19 protein-coding genes are annotated in these 20,082 nt (G+C 37.9%); 7 read left to right on the plus strand and 12 right to left on the minus strand.

Going from position 1 to position 20,082, the window contains the following annotated elements:
- The 7 genes from HMPREF9075_RS13385 to HMPREF9075_RS02690 form a co-directional block, all read left to right on the plus strand.
- The coding region (locus HMPREF9075_RS13385; RefSeq protein WP_009414929.1) for a hypothetical protein at nucleotides 1–223 on the plus strand (223 nt) is incomplete at its 5' end.
- 64 nt (nucleotides 224–287) lie between these two features.
- Nucleotides 288–530 carry an integrase core domain-containing protein gene (locus HMPREF9075_RS02665; protein WP_255351817.1) on the plus strand — a complete coding sequence of 81 codons (243 nt, stop codon included), beginning with the start codon at nucleotides 288–290 and terminating at the stop codon, nucleotides 528–530.
- A 284-nt stretch (nucleotides 531–814) separates the two neighbouring features.
- Nucleotides 815–1,045, plus strand: coding sequence for a hypothetical protein (locus tag HMPREF9075_RS02670; RefSeq protein ID WP_062079393.1), 231 nt, complete (start codon nucleotides 815–817; stop codon nucleotides 1,043–1,045).
- A 117-nt stretch (nucleotides 1,046–1,162) separates the two neighbouring features.
- On the plus strand, nucleotides 1,163–1,807 hold the full coding sequence (locus HMPREF9075_RS02675) for a DUF2461 domain-containing protein (protein ID WP_009414932.1): 645 nt from the start codon (nucleotides 1,163–1,165) through the stop codon (nucleotides 1,805–1,807).
- Entirely contained in the window at nucleotides 1,800–2,894 is a 1,095-nt protein-coding gene (gene dprA, locus HMPREF9075_RS02680; protein WP_009414933.1) for a DNA-processing protein DprA, read from the plus strand. The genes HMPREF9075_RS02675 and dprA overlap by 8 nt, the downstream gene beginning before the upstream one ends.
- A 5-nt stretch (nucleotides 2,895–2,899) precedes the next feature.
- The gene (gene dinB / locus HMPREF9075_RS02685) at nucleotides 2,900–3,988 is read left to right on the plus strand and encodes a DNA polymerase IV (RefSeq protein WP_255351818.1); all 1,089 of its coding nucleotides are present in this window, start codon (nucleotides 2,900–2,902) and stop codon (nucleotides 3,986–3,988) included.
- Between the two features lie 89 nt (nucleotides 3,989–4,077).
- Nucleotides 4,078–5,454, plus strand: a complete 1,377-nt coding sequence (locus HMPREF9075_RS02690) for an O-antigen ligase family protein (protein ID WP_009414935.1) — start codon at nucleotides 4,078–4,080, stop codon at nucleotides 5,452–5,454.
- On the opposite strand, the gene HMPREF9075_RS02695 is transcribed toward HMPREF9075_RS02690, so the two are convergent.
- From HMPREF9075_RS02695 to rpoC, 12 genes are all read right to left on the minus strand, one after another.
- Complete coding sequence (locus tag HMPREF9075_RS02695) at nucleotides 5,449–6,492, minus strand: glycosyltransferase (RefSeq protein WP_009414936.1); 1,044 nt, start codon at nucleotides 6,490–6,492, stop codon at nucleotides 5,449–5,451. The two genes, HMPREF9075_RS02690 and HMPREF9075_RS02695, sit on opposite strands and share 6 nt — an antisense overlap.
- Entirely contained in the window at nucleotides 6,479–7,444 is a 966-nt protein-coding gene (locus HMPREF9075_RS02700) for a hypothetical protein (protein ID WP_009414937.1), read from the minus strand. Before HMPREF9075_RS02700 ends, HMPREF9075_RS02695 begins: the two co-directional genes overlap by 14 nt.
- A complete protein-coding gene (locus HMPREF9075_RS02705; RefSeq protein ID WP_009414938.1) occupies nucleotides 7,441–8,418 on the minus strand; it encodes a hypothetical protein in 978 nt (325 codons plus the stop codon). The genes HMPREF9075_RS02700 and HMPREF9075_RS02705 overlap by 4 nt, the downstream gene beginning before the upstream one ends.
- The gene (locus HMPREF9075_RS02710; protein ID WP_009414939.1) at nucleotides 8,408–9,202 is read right to left on the minus strand and encodes a DUF5672 family protein; all 795 of its coding nucleotides are present in this window, start codon (nucleotides 9,200–9,202) and stop codon (nucleotides 8,408–8,410) included. Before HMPREF9075_RS02710 ends, HMPREF9075_RS02705 begins: the two co-directional genes overlap by 11 nt.
- A 35-nt stretch (nucleotides 9,203–9,237) precedes the next feature.
- The gene (locus HMPREF9075_RS02715) at nucleotides 9,238–10,512 is read right to left on the minus strand and encodes an MFS transporter (protein ID WP_009414940.1); all 1,275 of its coding nucleotides are present in this window, start codon (nucleotides 10,510–10,512) and stop codon (nucleotides 9,238–9,240) included.
- Nucleotides 10,513–10,542: 30 nt separating this feature from the next.
- Nucleotides 10,543–11,505, minus strand: a complete 963-nt coding sequence (locus tag HMPREF9075_RS02720) for an alpha/beta fold hydrolase (protein ID WP_009414941.1) — start codon at nucleotides 11,503–11,505, stop codon at nucleotides 10,543–10,545.
- Nucleotides 11,506–11,510: 5 nt separating this feature from the next.
- On the minus strand, nucleotides 11,511–12,113 hold the full coding sequence (yihA, locus tag HMPREF9075_RS02725) for a ribosome biogenesis GTP-binding protein YihA/YsxC (protein ID WP_009414942.1): 603 nt from the start codon (nucleotides 12,111–12,113) through the stop codon (nucleotides 11,511–11,513).
- A 10-nt stretch (nucleotides 12,114–12,123) separates the two neighbouring features.
- A complete protein-coding gene (locus HMPREF9075_RS02730) occupies nucleotides 12,124–12,876 on the minus strand; it encodes an alpha/beta fold hydrolase (protein ID WP_009414943.1) in 753 nt (250 codons plus the stop codon).
- Between the two features lie 115 nt (nucleotides 12,877–12,991).
- Nucleotides 12,992–13,771, minus strand: a complete 780-nt coding sequence (locus HMPREF9075_RS02735) for a carboxypeptidase-like regulatory domain-containing protein (RefSeq protein WP_232305040.1) — start codon at nucleotides 13,769–13,771, stop codon at nucleotides 12,992–12,994.
- A 50-nt stretch (nucleotides 13,772–13,821) separates the two neighbouring features.
- A complete protein-coding gene (gene metF, locus HMPREF9075_RS02740) occupies nucleotides 13,822–14,775 on the minus strand; it encodes a methylenetetrahydrofolate reductase [NAD(P)H] (protein ID WP_009414945.1) in 954 nt (317 codons plus the stop codon).
- Nucleotides 14,776–14,848: 73 nt separating this feature from the next.
- Nucleotides 14,849–15,160, minus strand: a complete 312-nt coding sequence (locus tag HMPREF9075_RS02745; protein ID WP_009414946.1) for a DUF3467 domain-containing protein — start codon at nucleotides 15,158–15,160, stop codon at nucleotides 14,849–14,851.
- A 3-nt stretch (nucleotides 15,161–15,163) separates the two neighbouring features.
- Nucleotides 15,164–19,450 carry a DNA-directed RNA polymerase subunit beta' gene (gene rpoC / locus HMPREF9075_RS02750; RefSeq protein WP_009414947.1) on the minus strand — a complete coding sequence of 1,429 codons (4,287 nt, stop codon included), beginning with the start codon at nucleotides 19,448–19,450 and terminating at the stop codon, nucleotides 15,164–15,166.
- Between the last annotated feature and the right edge of the window lie 632 nt (nucleotides 19,451–20,082).

Here is a 20,082-nt window from a genome sequence, read left to right on the forward strand (position 1 = left end):
TATCCAAATACTTTCCGAGAAAAAACAAGTAAGTGTAGGAGCTGCTTGCAAGGTATTTAATATTACTCGTCAGGCTCATTACAAGGCTGTAAAAGCCCTTGAAAAAGAGGGACTTTCCGAAGAACTTATTTTAGATTGGGTTAAGGAAAAACGAAAGGTAAACAAGTCTGAAGGAGGTAGAAAACTTTTCTGTAGATTTGATAACGAGCTCAAGGGGATATAGTACACAACCGCTTATTCATCACTCAGATCGTGGTGTTTAGTATTCTTGTAAAGAGTATACTGGTTTGCTGATAAAGAAGCGCATTACAATCAGTATGACAGAGGAAAATCATTGCTACGAAAATGCTTGTGCTGAGCGAGTTAATGGTATTCTTAAGCAGGAATATGGCTTAGATGATACTTTTAAAAATGAAAAACAGGCTCTAAGGGCTGTCAAAGAAGCTATTTTGATTTACAATAGTAATCGTTTACATACTTCTTTAGGCTTTAAAACACCTGATTCAGTGTATTTTACAGAGTCTGCATAGATAAGAGTTAGTTTTAAAATAGGTAAGTTTTTTAAAGGCTTTTTACAATCAAAGTATTGAAAAAAAGAGGAATGTCATAAAAAATAAAGAAGTACCTTACCTAAAACTAAGAAAAGATGAATTGCTGAGTATTTTGTATAGTATCTATAACAGAGTTTATTCTTGTTTATGTGAGCTGCAAAGATAATAATTTGCTTAGAAAATAGAACTTTATTAGTAGTAAAAAATGTTAATCAAACTGACAAAATAACTGTAAACCTTTTTTAGGACGTAACATGTTAATTATGGTATTAGAAAAAACAAAAAGAATTAAAGCAATGGGGTTGACAAAAAAATCTATTGACTTAGAGAGGGAGGAAGCGGTAGTTTCTAAAAAGAAGACGCTTTGGGATATTGCTGAGGATTTAGCAAAAAAACCTCTTTTTACTATTGATGAGAAGGATAGGAATCTTGTATATGGTTCTAATATGATGACGAGATTATTACAAGAAGATGAAATTTATTACAAGCATTAAAGACTAATCGGAGCTGTAATTTATAGAAATGACTATTCCCTCATAAATCTAATAATGGGTTGTAAAAATACTGACGAACAACCTTGGACAAATTGTTATAAAAATTAAACTTTTATTATGCATATTTTTAATTTTCTAGAGGAACTTTCAAAAAACAATAATAAGGAGTGGTTTGACTCTCATCAGGAGCTTTTTCTTCTTGCTAAAGAAGAGGCTACTCATATATTCAATGAAATTTACAACCGCGTGGCGGCTCAGGACTATGTGAGTGATATGAAAATATATCGCATTTATCGCGATTTGCGATTTTCAAAAGATAAAACGCCTTATAAAACGCACTTTGGTCTTTACTTTCAGCGACAACAACCACAATATAGGGGTGGTTACTACGTGCACTTGGGGATAAATGAGTGTTTTGTAGGGGGTGGTTTTTTCAATCCAAATAAGGAGGACTTGCTGCGTATTAGGCAGGAAATTGCGGCTGAAGCTGACGCCTTTAAAGCTGTGATGGAAAGTGAGGGTATCGTACGTGAATTTGATGGGAAACTCTTTGGCGATGAGGTAAAAACGGCTCCTAAAGGGTTTGACAAAAATGACCCGATGATAGCTTATCTGCGTAAAAAACAATTTTTGCTGAAACGTGATTTTAGTAGGGCTGAGGTGGAAGCTGACAATTTTGTAGCTCGTGCCGCTGATGTGCTTTTGGCTATGCGTCCGTTTTATGATTTTATGACAGAGGCTTTGTTTAACGATTATGAATAATGACTTATTATACCTTATCGCTCTAAAAAACACTCCTTTAGTAGGTGATATTACTGCTAAAAAGCTAATAAACTACTTTGGTAGCGCTGAAAATGTATTTGCACAAAAAAAACAGCAGCTGGAACGTGTGGGGGGTATCGGTAGTAAAATTATTGAACAGCTTTTGCGTGTTCCGAACTTGCTTTTGGCTGAAAACGAATTGCGCTACGCTGAAAAAAACAATATCAGCATCATTACTTATACGGATAAGGAGTACCCTGCCTTATTGCGGCAATGTGTGGATAGCCCTATCCTCTACTACCAAAGGGGACGTATTAACCTGCATAACAAACGCGTGCTGAGCATCGTGGGTACGCGCAACGCTACGGCTTATGGTTGTGCTTTTTGCGAAAAACTGATAGAAGATTTGGCTTACTTGGACGTGGTAATCGTAAGTGGCTATGCCTATGGGGTGGATATTACGGCTCATAAGACTGCTATAAAACATCGGTTGCAAACAGTGGCTTGCTTGGCTCACGGACTAAACATTACTTACCCTGCTGCGCATAGCAAATACAACCACGAGGTGGAAGAAAATGGTGGTTTTATTACGGACTTTGGTACTGAAACTAAATTTGATAGGAAGAACTTTTTGAGTAGGAATAGGCTGATTGCGGGCTTATCGGAAGCTACTGTGGTGATAGAATCGGGGAACAAAGGGGGGAGCTTGGTAACGGCTGATATTGCTTACTCATATGAACGGGAGCTTTTTGCTTTGCCAGGCAGGACGACCGATGCGATGAGTATTGGTTGCAACGAACTGATACGCAGCAACAAAGCATTGATGATTACTTCGGCTAAAGATATTGTTAATACTCTAAAATGGGATACTCCTGCCCAACAAGGGGTGCAACAGGAGCTTTTTATTGATCTTACTGCTGATGAACAGGTTGTTTACGACTCGCTGCTGAATGGTGGAAAACAATCGCTTGATGCACTTGCCTTGGACTGCCAAATGCCTATTTACCAAGTATCGAACTTGCTGTTTCAGCTGGAAATAAAAAACCTTATCCAACCGCTACCTGGGAAATATTTTGAACTAAAATAGGGGTTTTGCGAAAGATTATTCATATAGATATGGACGCTTTTTTTGCTTCGGTAGAGCAGTTGGATTTTCCTGAATTGCGCGGGAAAGCTATTGCTGTAGGGGGTGCTGAACGGCGTGGGGTGGTTGCTACGGCAAGCTACGAGGCAAGGCGCTATGGGGTACGCAGTGCTATCAGCGGTGCACAAGCACGGAGGCTCTGTCCGCATCTGATTTTTGTTCCTCCTCGCTTTGAGCGTTATAAAGAAATTTCATTGCAAATACGGGGTATCTTTCACGATTATACTGACCTTGTGGAACCGCTGTCGCTAGATGAGGCTTATTTGGATGTTACTACAAACAAAAAAAATAATCCTTCGGCTACGCTTATCGCTCAGGAAATTAGACAACGGATTTTTGAAGAAACAGGACTTACGGCTTCGGCAGGTATCTCGGTAAATAAATTTGTAGCTAAAATAGCAAGCGACTTTCGCAAACCTAACGGACAAACAACCATAACGGCTGATGAGGTACAGGATTTTTTGGACGTATTGGACGTGCGAAAATTTTATGGTATTGGCAAGGTTACGGCTCAAAAAATGTACGAACTGGGGATTTTTAAGGGTAAGGACTTGCGGGAAAAATCGTTGGCTTTCTTAGAACGCAACTTTGGCAATAGTGGGCTGTACTTTTATGAATTATCAAGGGGTATTCACCGCGCTGAGGTGCAGCCGTTTAGGATACGGAAATCGGTGGGGGCAGAACATACCTTTGCAGAAAATTTTACTAGTGAAATTTATATGGAGGAGGCGCTCTCGGCTATTGCTGAAGATGTTGCAAGGCGCTTGCAACGCCAAGAGGTAGCCGGACGCACTATCACCTTGAAAATAAAATATAGTGATTTTACAGTGCAAACACGTAGCAAAACGCTGGCTGAGTTTATCAGTAGCCAAGAGGAAATTGTATTGTACGCTCGGGAATTGCTTTACCAAGAACGCTTGAAAGAATCTGTACGCTTGCTGGGGATTTCGGTATCTCACCTAAATAATGAAGAACGGGAAGACACTCCTAAAAAGCCGCAGTACATACAATTACGACTGGAGTTTCCTGAAGATTGATTTTTTTTGGTTGGTGGTTTGGATTTTTTTTGTATTTTTGCGGGAGTAATTAATCATCACAACTACTTTTGATGTAAATTTAATGTTATATGACAAACCTAATGCATAAAATTACTAATCTTTATTTTCCTATATTTTCATTAGTTGCTTTATTGCTATCATTCATTGGCAGTTACTACCACCCAGAACTATGGACAAAAGAAAATTTTAGTGTACTTTTCTTCAAAATAGGTTTTTATTTTTGTCCTTTTCTCGTAGCTTTATGGATGTTCTTTCGTCATAAAATATTATTTACCCGAGGGGAATATCTTCGTTCTTTGATTATATGTACAGGGGTTGCGATTGTCTTCTTATGGACCTATAAACATAAAATAACACTGCGTTTAGACTTATTACTGCTGTTTTTGTGTGCACTCTATGGGCTTATTTACCGACAGTATATAAAACCTAATAAAGTAATGTTATCTTTTTTTGCTCTAATAGCTCTTAAATATTTAGGTATTTTATGGAGTGAATACAAAGAGTTTGCGTGGTATGATATGTTTGATGATATGCTTTATTTGCTATTAGCAGCACCTATTGTTTGCTTGTTTTTTCGAGTAAAAAAGGCTGAAACTCGCACTTTTGTTGTGCTTAGCTTCAAACTTTTCTTGCTTTTACTTACACTAAACATATGTACCTATACATTGGTAAGTAAAAATATTGGTATTCCTTTTTTTAGCTTTTTTACTTTAAACAAGGGGTATATGCCTTCTGGAGAAGTTTTATCGTGGTCTGTTTTTCACCATCCAAGTTTTATAGCTTGGGTAATGTTACTTGTGTGGGGATTAGGAGTTCTATTAGGTTATCGGAAAGATAATAAATATATTTCTTCTTTTGAAGTCATTTTATATGGCGTTCTTTTATTGTTTTTTTCATTTATAGTACAAGCTCGTATTGTAATTATAGGGTTGCCATTATGTGTTTTTTTATTACTATGGTTTCATTTTACTAAAAAATGGAGCAACAAAAAACGCGTATCTGCGGAAATGCTTATTCTTTTAATCGTCTCTTTATGTGTTTATTTACTAATAACTCATATTAGCTATTTTTTTGATCCTATACGCGAGAAGATGTTAAGTAGTGCTTATCAGCATATATTTGAGCACCCTATTATAGGTAGTGGAAGTGCTACTGAAAAAATGTTATCAAGAGAAGTAGTTGGACAAATGCACATTCACAATGATTTTTTAGCCATTATGATTGATTTAGGGGGTATTGGATTGTCTTTGCTATTACTATGGTTATTCTTTACTTACCAAAAATCTATTTTAGCAAAAGATAATAGTATTGCTTTTACCATAATAATCTTTCTGCTACTGATGAATACCGATGTAATTATTAACTATTTTGCAGGAATTCTTATTCTATTCCCATTTCTAATCTTTATTTTTTTCAAAGAGGACGAAAATATGGTACAATCATAGCTGTTTCAGTAGGTTATTCCATATTGCTATAATAGATTTTTCTTCATTGTCCATAGAATAGTTTTGCAGCACAAAGTTGGAGGCTTTTTCTCCTTTTTGTATAATAACTTGAGGAGATGCTTCGTAAAGTGCAAGTAATTCTTCTATTTTCTTTACGTAAGCTATAATATCACCACTTTTTACGACTGACGAAAACTCATCTTTAAAATACTCTTTTCCAGCTTCACCATCGTATCCTACTACATAGCAACCACAAGCCATTGCTTCTACAGGTGGTAGTCCAAAACCTTCACGATGGTTAAAGCTCAAAAAGAAAGTACTTTCCCTCATTATTTGAGCTACTTCTTGTTCATTTTTGCCATCTATAGCCATTAGTTTCCATCCTTTCAAACTGCCTCGTTGCTTAAGAATTTGTAACACTTGGCATACATCATCAGTTAACTTTCTTGGCATAAAACATATCTGGCGTTGTTTTTCGGGAGAATAATAGAATATTTTACTATTAATACCTAAAACGCACCTATACACCTTGGCTTTAGCAAATGTATAATTGAGATAAGCCAAAGAATCTTCTGAAACTACTATAGTAGCCAATACATCAGGATGGGTATAAGGAGTTTGAGGATAGTCAGTATTAATGTCGTATTGATTGAATGTGTAATAGCAGTTTTGGTTAAAAATTACTTTTTTTATACCCAGTGCTATTTTATCTATTTTATCACCATAAATTTCAGGAATCACCAATATCGTATTTTCGTCTAAAGCTACACTTTTTTGCTTTAAAAAGTATAGCTTCATTTTTTTTCTAAGCGATATTTTTCTATTTTGAAGTGTATATTTGAGTATCTTAAACAGATAAGGACTATAAACGATAGGAGCCGTAGTATGAAACCATTTTTGTTTACTCTCGCCTTGCAATAATACCGCAGCCTGAATGCCATTATTATTTAAGATTTCTACTTGTCTATATATTTGTTTAACCCCCCCACTGATAAAGCTATTGTTAGGGCATAGAAAGTATATTTTAGTGTTCATCATCTAATATATGTTTTATCCAATTTTTAATGTGATATTTTTCTTTTAACGCAGAAGGAAGCTCACAGTAATCAGTATTAAAAAATGTTTCTGGAATTACAAAATCATTTACATCATCTATTACAAAGATATTATGAGGGTTGTAAAAGTCGTAATTCCGTATATCTTTATTCGTAGTAATTAACTTTTTCCTGAAGCCTATTGCTTCATAAGGACGAAATGACAAACCTTTCTGATGAGGATGCGCAATGTCTAAGATAATTTTGCTATCCAAATAATATTTATAAGCTGTAGTAAATGGCATTATAGAAGTAACAACTTCTATATTTTGTGGTAGTAAAGGAACTTTCTTGTGAGCTTTACTAACAAATATTCTACCTTTTGCTTTAATACTATGCGTTTTAAAGTAATCAAAAATACGTTCTGCTACCCCTATTCTATCATCATAAGTAGCTAAATAACATACATCATAACATTGTGACAAGGACTTTTCTTCGGAAAAATAAAAATTAGTAATTTTTTTCAACCCATAACGCTTACAATCTTCAGGTTCAAAACTATAAACTACATCAAATTTATTTATATAATCCTCCTGCATTGGTATTTTCTTAATACTGTCCCAAAAAATAACTATTGATTGTTTACTTTTTTTTAGTGCAATATCCAGTTGGTGAGGCGTTAGCAAATAAGGCGCATTTACCAACAAAACGTCATAACTTTCTGCCTGATCAAGCTTTTCTAATATATAACGTTCTGTTCTTTCTCTTTTTAAGTTTTTCCGCAGGAAAGTTTTCAAAAAAAAGTTATATATCTTTTCAGTAAAGTTCTTATAACGATACTTAAAATTTGAAGTTAAGCTCATTACCTCATATCCACTATAAGCCAATAAGCCATCAAGTACAACTTTATCAAAATCATAATAATCGGGAGCTATAAATAGTAGTTTTTTTTTCATTTAAGTATTTTATCTATCCAACCCGAAAAACTATATTTTTCTCTTATAGTAGCCTCTATTGGCTCATAGGGCATTTTTACAAAGGTTTCAAACCCTTCAAAACTATCACCCTCTATTACATAAATGTTCTTCGGATTATAAAAATCGTATTCTTTTACTAAAATATTATTCGTTATTAGCTTTTTTTGGTAACCAATGCTTTCAAAAGTTCTAAACGATAGTCCATTATGGATAGGATTATGCAAATCTAATACATAATGAGCAGCTTGCATCTTGATTATGCTTTCTTTGAATGAAAAACCCTCACTAAGCAATGTAATATCATTAGGTAAATCTCTTTTTTTATCTGATACTAAAAACATATTAGGTACCAAACCATTCTTTTCTATTTGAGTTATAATTTTGTGCAGTAATGGTATCCTATCTTTCATATAAGTTCCTACAAAAAACACCGAATTAGGTATTATAGGAGCTTCAGAACTAATATCATCAAAATAGAAATTAGTTGTATGTTTTAGTTGAGAACTGATAGAAAGGTCTGTTTTATCAAAAACGTAAAAATCGTCAAATAGGCTGATGTATTGTTGTGCCAAAGGATAACGCCTCAAGCCGTCCCATTGGTAGGCAACAACTTTCCCTGCTATTTGTTTAGCTCGTTTTACTACCTCTATATCAAACAAATCGGGGCGAATAAATAGTGCATAATCTACTGCAGGAATAGCTTCTATCTGTTGTAAATGCGCTCTTGCTGATATTTTATTTTTAATAGTAGGTTTATGCGTTCTATCATTTAAAAAGATTTTTTTATATCCGTGAATAATTTTATCTTTCAATGGTATTGAAGTTGTAGTACTTTGGAGTAAGAAAACCTTGAAGCCCAAATGCTCTAAGTTTTCTTTAAATCGCTGGGGCAGCCCAAAATGATTGGGCATTGCCAATAGTATTGTTTTGCCCTCAAAATAATTACACTTCATAATCTATATATGATTTCCAAAAACCTCTATTTTCTTTATTCCAGCGGTGGCAGCCCATAGGTAGCTTTCCGTTGTTATAAGCTAATGCTTTCGCAGGTTTGTTTTCAATAGCAAAAGCGCACGCCTCTTTATACGAAGGTTTAGCAAAAGACAATCCCTTGCGCTGAGGTTCTATGCTAAAAAACACATCTTCAGCATAAAAGTTACTTTGGTTTATAGGCTTCAGGTAAATGCCTACTTCTGTATGCAAGCTTTGTAATACCTCTATAAACTTTTCTCTTTTCCGAAGCGAAAAACCTCCGTTTCCTACCTCGTTATAAAGTAGTATTTTATTCTTTTGCGTGTTATGATTCCCTCTATAGTTAGTGCATTGCTTAACAAAACAAAGCGTATTGTCCCATATTTTTTTCAGCAAAGGAATGCTTTCACTACTACGTAGCCAAGGCGCCCCTATGTAGTCGTAATCTTTATCACACCACTCACGCAATGTATCGGCAAACACATAAGCATCTGTTTGGTAAATCAATATATATTTTTGAGAGAATGCCTTATAAAAATCTACACTTAGCATCAGTTGATTATAGCCATAAATCCCCGTGAAATACTTATCATCAAAACGCTTAAACTGAGCCTCTCCAAAGCACTCATAAGCAGCCACATCCAAGCTTTCCGGACATACAAAGGTAATGCCATAGTGCGCCAACAACTTAAAACCTTGTCGCAGAGCACATATTTCATCACTATTAGGTATAGGCTTATAGATAGGAATGACAATATCAACCATTACTTATATTTTTCAGCAAATATATAAAATTATTTTTACTCCTCTTCTTTTTTATCTTGATGAGTAAAAGGAACGTACCAAGTAGTGAGCAGGGCGGGGATAGTACAAATCATCACTAATAAAAAGAAGTGTTCGTAGCCCAAATATTTACTTAAGTAGCCACTTAGCATACCAGGTATCATTACCCCTAAGTTCATCAAGCTATTAGCAAAAGCATAATGAGCCATTTGGTATTTGCCAGGGGCTATTTGCTGCATCATAAAAAGTGTAAGCCCCACAAAGCCAAAACCATAGCCAAAATATTCAGCAACAATCCCCCCTCCTATAACCATCAAACTTGATGGTTGAAAATAAGCAAAAAGCAGGTAGACTACAAAAGGAATATTAAAGGCACAAGCTAGAGTAAAAAGAGCTTTTTTCAAGCCTACACGAGCTACAAAATAACCTGCCGCTATCGAACCTACTATAAAAGCTACCGTACCTGCAGTACCATACACCAAGCCGTATTGCTCATTGCTAAGCCCTAAGCCACCTATAGCTACTTCATCTTTTAAGAATAAAGGAGCTATTTTCATTGCCAATCCTTCTGCAAAACGGTATAAAAATATAAAGAAAAGATAGAAGAATATATGCTTTTTACTAAAAAAATCAGCAAATATGCGCCATAGTTCCTGCGATTTCTCCGAAAAGTCCTCTGTTGTAGTAGGTTTGTGGTCATTAGGTAAGGCGTAAAAGTGATACAAGCCTACTAAGCCCAATATAATAGCACAAATAGATAGTATCAGCTGCCACGAAGCTACAATACTCAATCCTTTGCTATTTACCAACCAGCCCGCTAAGAAGATAAGCCCTCCATTGGCAAGCACTTTTGCCAAATTGTAAAACGCACCTTGCCAGCCCGAATAAAGACTTTGTGTAGGTGCATCCAACTGGTGCATATACATCCCATCGCCCGCAATATCGTGAGTAGAGCCACTAAGTGCTATAGCACCCATTAGGGCAAGGGCAAGAGTGAAGAAGTTAGGCAGCGCCAGTGCAAACACCACCCAGCCAAACAAAGCTGCCGATAGCAGTTCAGTAATTACAATGTATTGTTTTTTAGTGCCATAAAGCTCCATTATCACACTGATAATAGGCTTTAGCGACCAAGGAAGAATAAGAAGCGATGTCCAAAAAGCAATTTTGTCATTAGCAATTCCCAAATCTTTAAAGATAATAGGTGATACCAGTGAAAGCATCACAAATGGTAGCCCCATTGCAAAATAAGTGGTAGGCACCCAAGTAATAGGATTTTTCTTTTTTTCTTTCATTTTAGTTTATTTGTTAGTTAGTTATATAAGTTAAAATATATTTCTAAAAAAATACTCCAATTGAGGGTGTTCTATCAGGAAAGCATCGTGTCCGTGTACCGAATGTATCTCGTAATAATTTACCTCCTTACCCAATTCTTGCAGTTCAGCCACCGTATCGCGGTTTTCTTGTGGCACAAAGTACAAATCAGAGTCCGTGCTGATGATTGTAATTTTAGCCGTTATAGGTGCCACCGCAGCTGCAAAACTACCTCTTTCTCGCGAAATATCAATTGTTTTTACCAATTGGTTCATCAGTTTGTAGGCTGTAAGCGAAAAACGCTTATGAAGCTTTTCGCCGTGGTGCAGTAGCCAGCTTTCTACGTTGTACAATTGCGACACTGCGTGCGTGGTACGCTCAAATTTCATTTTCAGCGACAAGGGCGTGCGATAGCACAACATAGCGTGCAAACGCGCATCGTGCAGCGGATTGTTAGAATTTTTCAGTATTTGTTCCTGTAGCAAGCAATTGCCTATTATCCAGTCGGTTGCTTTCCAGTCAGCAGCTACTATAACGAGGTGCTGAAACAATTCAGGAGCTAAGGCTGCCATTTCCCAAGCTATTCCCCCTCCCAACGAACAACCTACTAAGGCAAATATTTGCTGAAGCTGAAAATGCACTTGCAGCCCATAGTTGAATATACGGGCTACATCTATTGCTTCCCAATGCTGATAGTTAGTAATCATATCGGCTTCGGTGCCCATATAGCCATTACCAGGAATATTAAAAGCTATTACTGTATATTTCAGGGTATCAATAACCTTATGGTCGCCAATAGCAGCCCCCCACCAGCCTTTTTCGCCAGCTACTTCTGAGTTGCCTGTAAAGGCGTGATTTACTACCACTACAGGGGCACTGCCTAATGGCAGACCAAACGTTTGGTAATAAACCCTCAGCGCAGGTACTCGTACCCCACACGAAGTCGTAAAATCTTCAATGACAAACAATCCCACTTTTTCTAATTATTTTTTAGTGTCTTGTTGATATCCTCTATATAGCCCACCAACTCTTCTTTACCTATATAATTTTCAGCCGAAGTGACAAAGTAAGGCGGCATAGCCTCCCAGCTTTTCAAAAGTATTTCTTGGTAAGTAGCAATATTGCGTTCTATTGCCAAAGGTTTCAGCTTATCGGCTTTAGTAAAAACAATAGCAAAAGGCACAGCATTTTCGCCCAACCATTGCATAAATTCCAAATCTATTTTTTGGGGTTCGTGCCGTATATCTACTAGTACAAAAGCACATACCAATTGCTTTCGTTGTTCAAAGTAGTTAGTAATAAATTTCTGAAATGTTTTTTTTGTCGTTTTTGAAACTCTTGCATAGCCATACCCTGGTAAATCCACCAAAAACCATTGGTCATTTATTTTAAAATGATTGATAAGTTGTGTTTTCCCTGGGCGGGCAGATGTTTTGGCTAAATTTTTCTGATTGGTAAGCATATTAATTAAAGACGACTTTCCTACGTTGGAGCGTCCTATAAATGCATACTCAGGTAGCGGCTCTTTAGGGCATTTTGCTACCTGCGAATTACTCATCACAAATTCAGCTTTTTTTATCATTTACAACTACTTATTTTTCCAGCCAACGGTTCATAATTTCGTTGAACTCCGCAGGGTGTTCCATCATTGGGGCGTGTCCGCACTTATCTATCCAATGTAGTTCGGAATTGGGTAGCAGCTCGTGAAATTCTTCTGCCACTTTAGGAGGAGTTACGATATCGTTTTTGCCCCATATAAGGCATACGGGCAAATCCATTTTAGGCAAATCTTTAGCCATATTATGCCTAATAGCACTTTTGGCAAGTGCCAATGTTTTTATCAGTTTGGTGCGGTCAGATACGTTAGCAAATACCTCATCAACAATTTGAGGGGTAGCCACTGCGGGGTCGTAAAACACCTCTTCGCATTTTTTCTTTACGTAGCTATAGTCGCCACGGCGTGGGTAGCCATTGGTCATTGCCGCTTCATATAAGCCCGAACTTCCTGTAAGTATCAGTTTTAGCACATTTTTAGGATGCAGTTTCGCATATAACAAGCCTACGTGTCCTCCTAAGGAATTGCCTAAAAGTATCACCTGTTCAAAGCCTTTGTGCTTAATAAATTTGTGCAAGTATTTAGCCAAAGTCTTTACCGAAGTAGTGAGCAGCGGCATTGTATATAGCGGAAGTTCTGGTACTACTACCTTATATTTATTTGAAAAAAAAGAAATCACATCTTCAAAGTTACTAAGCCCACCCATCAAGCCGTGTAGTACGATAATAGGCGTTCCCTCTCCTTGTTCAATGTACGAAAATTTACCTTCTTTTTTTACTTCTACTGTCATTGTTTTTTATCAAAAGTTTTTTTGAGGTACAAAGGTAATATATTATTTCTAATTACACACTACAACCATAACTTTTTTTTAAAAATATTACAGAAAGTGCTTATACCACCCACTTTTAATCGTTATTTATCAAAGCCCCTTTTAGCGAAAAAGGAATACTTAACGCCAAAGGTATTCGCTCTACCTCATTTGTTTTTCCATCATCGGTACGTATCCAGCCAAAACCGCCTGTTGCTCTAAATGATAGTTTTGCATCTTTTTCACCTTCAGCATCTACCCATCGCACTCCTATCCATAGCACCCCTTTAGGTGCAAAAACAGCTATTTTTTGCTGTATATGTTGTTTTTCCTGCGAATAAGGCACTTCTACATAAATTGGTTTTTCAGTAAGAGGCGTAAAAACAGTGTGTTCTTTATTACTTTGGTATAATTCTACCCTGAATATTGCTTTTTTGTAAGTGTTTTTTGCAACACTAAGTTCAAATTCTGTAAGCATCGCATCTTTAGAAAGCGTAATAAAATCACCTATTTCTTTCACTATTCCGTCACTTTCGTCTCCGTCAGTCTCAAAATATGATTCTATCGTTACTATTGTGGGTATCCCTTTGCTTTTTAGTGTTTGTATTTTAGGTGTTTTTATTTTTATAGTCGCTTCGGGTAGTTGTATATCTGCTTTTTCCAATACAATCTTGTCTTGTATGTCTTTAGCCAAGAATATTGCCTTTTTATAGCTAATATGCGAAAAGTAGATACTATCGGTGCTGTTAGGTGCTAATTTTTGCAATGAAAAAACACCATTTTCATCACTAATTAAGCCCTTATGTGTACCAACAATCCCTATATTTACGTATTCAATAGCAGTTCCTTCACTATTTACAATTTTTGTTTGAGCCATTGTAGCCATTGTAAAGAGCAGAAAGAAGCATTTTATCAAAAAATATTTCATTAAAACACCTCCGATATTACTTTTACAATATTATCTGATTTTCCCATAGAATAGTAGTGCAATACAGGTACTCCTGCTGCCTTCAATTCTTTGCTTTGTTGTACAGCCCATTCTATGCCCACCTGTTTCACCTCATTGTTATTTTTGCAAGCCTCTACTGCTTTTATCAACGCTTCAGGGAAGTCTATTTTGAAGGCTTGTGACAGCAAGTTTAAGTGTTTTTTTATAGCTATAGGCTTAATACCTGGAATAATAGGCACGTTGATACCCATTTCTCGTGCTTTATCTACAAACTCAAAGTACTTTTGGTTGTCAAAAAACATTTGAGTAACCACATAGTCAGCGCCACATTCAATTTTTTCTTTCAGGCGCTGCAAATCCGAAGCCAATGAAGGTGCTTCTAAGTGTTTTTCAGGGTATCCTGCTACCCCTATACAGAAGTCCGCTTTTTGGTCGGCAGCAATGCCATTAAGGTATACCCCTTTATTGAGGTTGTGTATTTGGGTTACCAAATCCGAAGCATAGGTATGTCCTCCCGAAGTAGGCTGAAAATAGCGTTGTTCCTTCATTGCATCGCCACGCAATGCCATCACATTATCGATACCTAAATAAAAGCAATCTACCAATAAGTATTCGGTTTCTTCTTTAGAGAATCCACCGCACAGCACGTGGGGTACTGTGTCCACCTTGTATTTATGCTGAATAGCCGCACAGATGCCCACTGTACCAGGGCGCATACGTGTTAGTTTTTTTTCGAGCAAGCCGTTGGGGTGTTCTATATAATAATACTCCTCTCGTGAGGTAGTAACATCTATAAACGGCGGCTGGAATTCCATTAGAGGGTCTATATTCTTATAAAGTTCTTCTATGCTATTTCCTTTTTTAGGAGGAACTACTTCAAACGAGAAAAGTGTTTTCCCTTTGGCTTTTTGTATGTGTTCTGTTATTTTCATAGTGTTATTTTGTCAAACAGCCGCCCAACAATTAGTCGTGCGGCTGTTTGTTCTTATTGCATTATTGTATTACTTAAGCTTGTCCTGTAACTCCAAATAGTGGTATCGTTTGGTGTTCATCTTTATTAGTGATGTTGCCGTAAGCATTTTCAAACTTATGAATATTTTCATCCAACGCTATCAGGAGGCGCTTGGCGTGCTCGGGAGTAAGGATAATACGGCTACGCACTTTTCCTTTGGGCATACCAGGCATTACGCTCACAAAATCTACAACAAACTCAGTTGCCGAGTGATTGATAACTGCCAAATTGGAGTATATGCCTTGAGCTATTTTTTCGCTCAGCTCAATACTCAATTGTCCGTCTTCTTTTTCTATTTCGTCCATTGTTTATCGTGATTTTTTCTTTTCTACAACAGGTTCCAAATCGGCTTTAGAGCCTACAATGATTCGTTCGTACTCTTTCAATCCGGTACCAGCAGGGATACGATGACCTACAATTACGTTTTCTTTTAGTCCGTCAAGGCTATCTGTTTTACCGCTTACCGCTGCTTCGTTTAGCACCTTAGTAGTTTCTTGGAACGATGCTGCCGAGATGAACGATTTGGTTTGCAACGAAGCGCGTGTAATACCTTGTAGTACAGGCATAGCCGTAGCAGGGATAATATCACGAGCTACCACAAGGTTTTTGTCAGAGCGTTTTAGCAATGAGTTTTCGTCACGCAATTCGCGCAAGCTCACTATCTGTCCTGGTTTTAGATTTTCAGAGTCGCCCGCATCTTCTACTACCTTTTTGCTAAACAAGCGGTCGTTTTCTTCCATAAAGTCGTCTTTATGTACTAGCTGACCTTCAAGGTAAAGCGTATCACCTGGGTCTTGTATTTCAACTTTACGCATCATTTGTCGTACAATAACCTCAAAGTGCTTGTCGTTTATCTTCACCCCTTGCAAGCGGTATACTTCTTGTACCTCGTTCACCAAGTACTGTTGTACAGCCGAAGGTCCCTTGATACGCAAGATATCATCAGGGGTAATAGAACCGTCTGATAGAGGTTTCCCAGCACGCACAAAGTCGTTTTCTTGCACCAAAATTTGGCTAGAGAGTTTCACCAAGTATTTGCGTTCTTCGCCCAAACGTGAGGTAACGATAACCTCTTTATTACCGCGTTTTATTTTACCAAATGATACTACCCCGTCAATTTCAGAAACGATAGCTGGGTTAGAAGGGTTACGAGCTTCAAACAACTCGGTTACACGAGGCAGACCCCCTGTAATATCCCCTGCTTTGGCAGAGCTACGTGGTATTTTCACCAATACCTTACCTTCTTCAATCTTGCTGTTGTTATCCACCATTATATGGGCGCCCACAGGCAAGTTGTAAGAGCGGAGTGTATCGCCGTTTTTATCAACGATTAGCAAGGTAGGTATCAGCTTTTTATTACGTGATTCTACGATTACTTTTTCTTGGAATCCTGTTTGCTCGTCTATTTCCACTTGGTAAGTAACCCCTTGTTCAATATCTTCGTAGGCTATTTTACCTGAGAATTCAGAGATAATTACCGCGTTATAAGGATCCCATTGGAATAACAATGTACCTTTTTTAACTTGTTCTTTATCTTTTACGAATATGTGAGCCCCGTAAGGAATATCGTGTGTTTGGAGTACCATTTTGGTAGTAGGGTCAAGCACACGGAGCTCTGATGAACGAATTACCACATCTACAGGGTTTTGTTCGTTATCTTTACCGCGCACTACACGTAGGTCTTCCATTTCAAGGATACCGTCAAAGCGAGCTTCAGTTTTATTTTCTTCCGAAACGTTACCCGCAACCCCTCCGGCGTGGAACGTACGCAAAGTAAGCTGAGTACCAGGCTCACCGATAGACTGAGCTGCTACTACCCCTACAGCCTCACCTTTTTGTACCATACGCCCTGTAGAAAGGTTTCGCCCGTAACATTTAGCACAAATACCGTGTTTAGCCTCGCAGGTAAGTGCCGAGCGCACTTCTACCATATCTATAGGGGCAGCTTCTATTTTATCTATTATTTTTTCGGTAATTTCTTCACCAGCAGCTACTAATAGTTCTTCGGTAAGTGGGTTGTATACATCTTGCAATGCCACACGCCCCAAGATACGTTCACCAAGAGTTTCTACTACCTCTTCGTTCTTTTTAAGGGCGCGCACTTCTACACCTCGCAAGGTACCGCAATCTTCAGTATTGATGATTACATCTTGTGAAACGTCTACCAAACGGCGGGTAAGGTAACCTGCATCGGCAGTTTTTAGCGCCGTATCGGCAAGACCTTTACGAGCCCCGTGTGTAGAGATAAAGTACTCAAGGATTGATAGCCCTTCTTTAAAGTTAGAAAGGATAGGGTTTTCAATGATTTCACCCCCACCTACACTTGATTTTTTAGGTTTAGCCATCAAACCACGCATACCTGTAAGCTGACGTATCTGCTCTTTAGAACCACGCGCTCCAGAGTCCAGCATCATATATACAGAGTTAAACCCTTGCTGGTCGGTACTGATGCGTTTCATAGCCAATTCTGTAAGCTGTGCATTGGTAGATGTCCATACATCAATCACCTGATTATAACGCTCGTTGTTGGTAATCAGACCCATATTATAGTTCATCATAATACCATCTACCAATCCGTTAGCTTCAGCAATCATATCAGCTTTTTCTTGAGGAATGATGATATCGCCCAAGCTGAACGACAAGCCCCCTTCAAAAGCGAAGCGGTAACCCATATTTTTAATCTTATCCAAGAAATCACCGGTTACAGGGATACTTGTAGCTTTCAAGATACGCCCGATAATGTCGCGCAATGATTTTTTGGTAAGCAATTCATTTACATAGCCTACTTCTAAAGGCACCAACTCGTTGAATAGTACACGCCCCGTAGTAGTTTCTACGATAGGATAATATACATTGCCATTTTCATCAAGGTCGCGTACGCGTACCTTTATAAAGGCATTAAGGTCTAACTTTTGCTCGTTGTAAGCAATATTCACCTCTTCGGGAGAATAGAAAGTAAGTCCTTCTCCTTTGATAGGGTGTTCGGGGGTAGAGCGGCGTCCTTTGGTAATATAGTACAAACCGAGTACCATATCTTGTGAAGGCACCGTAATAGGCGAACCATTGGCAGGGTTGAGGATATTGTGCGATGCCAACATCAATAGTTGCGCTTCTAATATCGCTTCAGGCCCCAATGGCAAGTGTACCGCCATTTGGTCACCATCAAAGTCGGCGTTGAAAGCCGTACATACCAATGGGTGTAGCTGTATCGCCTTACCTTCTATCAGTTTAGGCTGGAAGGCTTGTATACCTAACCTGTGCAAAGTGGGGGCACGGTTTAAAAGCACTGGGTGCCCTTTAATCACGTTTTCTAAGATGTCCCACACTACAGGCTCTTTTTTATCAATAATGCGTTTTGCTGATTTTACTGTTTTCACGATACCGCGCTCGATGAGCTTACGGATAATGAATGGCTTATAAAGTTCGGCAGCCATATTTTTAGGCAAACCGCATTCGTACATTTTTAGTTCAGGCCCCACAACAATTACCGAACGCGCAGAGTAATCTACACGTTTACCTAATAGGTTCTGACGGAAACGTCCTTGTTTTCCTTTCAATGAATCAGAAAGAGATTTTAGCGGACGGTTAGATTCTGTTTTTACAGCCGATGATTTGCGAGTATTGTCAAATAGCGAGTCTACCGCTTCTTGTAGCATACGTTTTTCGTTGCGCAAGATTACATCGGGAGCTTTGATTTCCAACAATCGTTTGAGGCGGTTGTTACGGATAATAACACGGCGGTAAAGGTCGTTTAGGTCAGAAGTAGCAAAACGACCCCCATCGAGTGGTACCAACGGACGTAATTCAGGTGGGATAACAGGTATCACCTTCATAATCATCCATTCAGGTTTATTTTCGCGACTTTTCTTTGATTCGCGGAAAGCTTCCACTACTTGTAGGCGTTTGAGGGCTTCAGTTTTGCGTTGTTTAGAGCTTTCGTTATTGGCTTTATGGCGCAATTCGTATGAAAGTTCGTCAAGGTCAAGGCGCTCAAGGAGTTCCAAAAGGCACTCAGCCCCCATTTTAGCTACAAACTTATTAGGGTCAGAATCTTCTAAGTATTGATTTTCAACAGGAAGATTTTCTATAATTTTTATATATTCGTCTTCAGAAAGGAAGTCTAAGTATTGTAAAGGTTCGCCATCGGGATTTTTAGCAATACCAGGTTGGATAACTACGTAGCGTTCGTAGTATATAATCATATCCAATTTTTTAGAGGGCAAACCCAATAGATAACCTATTTTATTAGGCAAAGAGCGGAAATACCAGATGTGAGCAATAGGAACAACAAGATTGATGTGCCCTACTCTTTCACGTCTTACTTTTTTCTCGGTAACTTCCACGCCACAGCGGTCGCAAACGATGCCTTTATATCGTATGCGCTTATACTTACCGCAAGCACATTCATAGTCTTTTACCGGACCAAAAATACGCTCACAGAACAACCCGTCTCGTTCGGGCTTGTGAGTGCGATAGTTGATAGTTTCGGGTTTAGTAACCTCACCGCGAGAGACTGCTAAAATAGACTCAGGCGAAGCCAAACCGATTGAAATCTTATCAAATTTAGGAACAGCTGTATTTTTTTCTTTTGCCATATTAATGAATGGAGAATAAATAAGTTATATGACGCTACCAGCCTTTGGTTGCTGACAACGCCTAATTAGAAAATATCGTGCAAAAGTACGACTATTTTTTTAATCTGCAAATTTTTTAATGATTTTTTTTGTAAAGAGGAGATTTTTGAATTCTGAATTGGGGGTAAAAAAAACTTTGGCAAACTTTGAAAGTTTGCCAAAGTGTGTGCGAAAGACACAAGCTTGCTGCTTGCGCTAACGGAGTATGAGATTTACCAATACCTTATCTCAAGCCCTCTTTTTACTATTTACATACTTAAGGAATAAATAGATAGCATAGTAAAAAGTTGCAACGCTTACTAATAGGGATATATTCGCAAGAGTATTAAACTCTTTGTTGTTTATTTTTACAAACACCCCTAAAAAAGCTGTCAAAAAACTTACTGTAGCAAAAAGTATTATTTTCATAAGCAAAAAAACTAGAATAAACAATCCCTGACCCAGTTATTTTTAAGCTATGTACACTTACTTAAAAAAAACCTCTGCAAATATACAACTTTTTCGCGAAAAAACAATACAAATTGCATAGTTTTTTTCTTCCATGCTGGTGCGAGCTTGCAGCTCGTACCTACTCACACCTACCACTGAAGCTA

The sequence above is a fragment of the Capnocytophaga sp. oral taxon 332 str. F0381 genome (assembly GCF_000318275.2).
Taxonomy (GTDB): domain Bacteria; phylum Bacteroidota; class Bacteroidia; order Flavobacteriales; family Flavobacteriaceae; genus Capnocytophaga; species Capnocytophaga bilenii.

What these genes read in the sequence shown, in the direction of transcription:
- HMPREF9075_RS02670 (WP_062079393.1), top strand. Translation starts at nt 815, where the DNA reads ATGGTATTAGAAAAAACAAAAAGAATTAAAGCAATGGGGTTGACAAAA.
- HMPREF9075_RS02675 (WP_009414932.1), top strand. Translation starts at nt 1,163, where the DNA reads ATGCATATTTTTAATTTTCTAGAGGAACTTTCAAAAAACAATAATAAG.
- dprA (WP_009414933.1), top strand. Translation starts at nt 1,800, where the DNA reads ATGAATAATGACTTATTATACCTTATCGCTCTAAAAAACACTCCTTTA.
- HMPREF9075_RS02690 (WP_009414935.1), top strand. Translation starts at nt 4,078, where the DNA reads ATGACAAACCTAATGCATAAAATTACTAATCTTTATTTTCCTATATTT.
- HMPREF9075_RS02695 (WP_009414936.1), bottom strand. Translation starts at nt 6,492, where the DNA reads ATGATGAACACTAAAATATACTTTCTATGCCCTAACAATAGCTTTATC.
- HMPREF9075_RS02700 (WP_009414937.1), bottom strand. Translation starts at nt 7,444, where the DNA reads ATGAAAAAAAAACTACTATTTATAGCTCCCGATTATTATGATTTTGAT.
- HMPREF9075_RS02705 (WP_009414938.1), bottom strand. Translation starts at nt 8,418, where the DNA reads ATGAAGTGTAATTATTTTGAGGGCAAAACAATACTATTGGCAATGCCC.
- HMPREF9075_RS02710 (WP_009414939.1), bottom strand. Translation starts at nt 9,202, where the DNA reads ATGGTTGATATTGTCATTCCTATCTATAAGCCTATACCTAATAGTGAT.
- HMPREF9075_RS02715 (WP_009414940.1), bottom strand. Translation starts at nt 10,512, where the DNA reads ATGAAAGAAAAAAAGAAAAATCCTATTACTTGGGTGCCTACCACTTAT.
- yihA (WP_009414942.1), bottom strand. Translation starts at nt 12,113, where the DNA reads ATGATAAAAAAAGCTGAATTTGTGATGAGTAATTCGCAGGTAGCAAAA.
- HMPREF9075_RS02730 (WP_009414943.1), bottom strand. Translation starts at nt 12,876, where the DNA reads ATGACAGTAGAAGTAAAAAAAGAAGGTAAATTTTCGTACATTGAACAA.
- HMPREF9075_RS02735 (WP_232305040.1), bottom strand. Translation starts at nt 13,771, where the DNA reads ATGGCTCAAACAAAAATTGTAAATAGTGAAGGAACTGCTATTGAATAC.
- metF (WP_009414945.1), bottom strand. Translation starts at nt 14,775, where the DNA reads ATGAAAATAACAGAACACATACAAAAAGCCAAAGGGAAAACACTTTTC.
- HMPREF9075_RS02745 (WP_009414946.1), bottom strand. Translation starts at nt 15,160, where the DNA reads ATGGACGAAATAGAAAAAGAAGACGGACAATTGAGTATTGAGCTGAGC.
- rpoC (WP_009414947.1), bottom strand. Translation starts at nt 19,450, where the DNA reads ATGGCAAAAGAAAAAAATACAGCTGTTCCTAAATTTGATAAGATTTCA.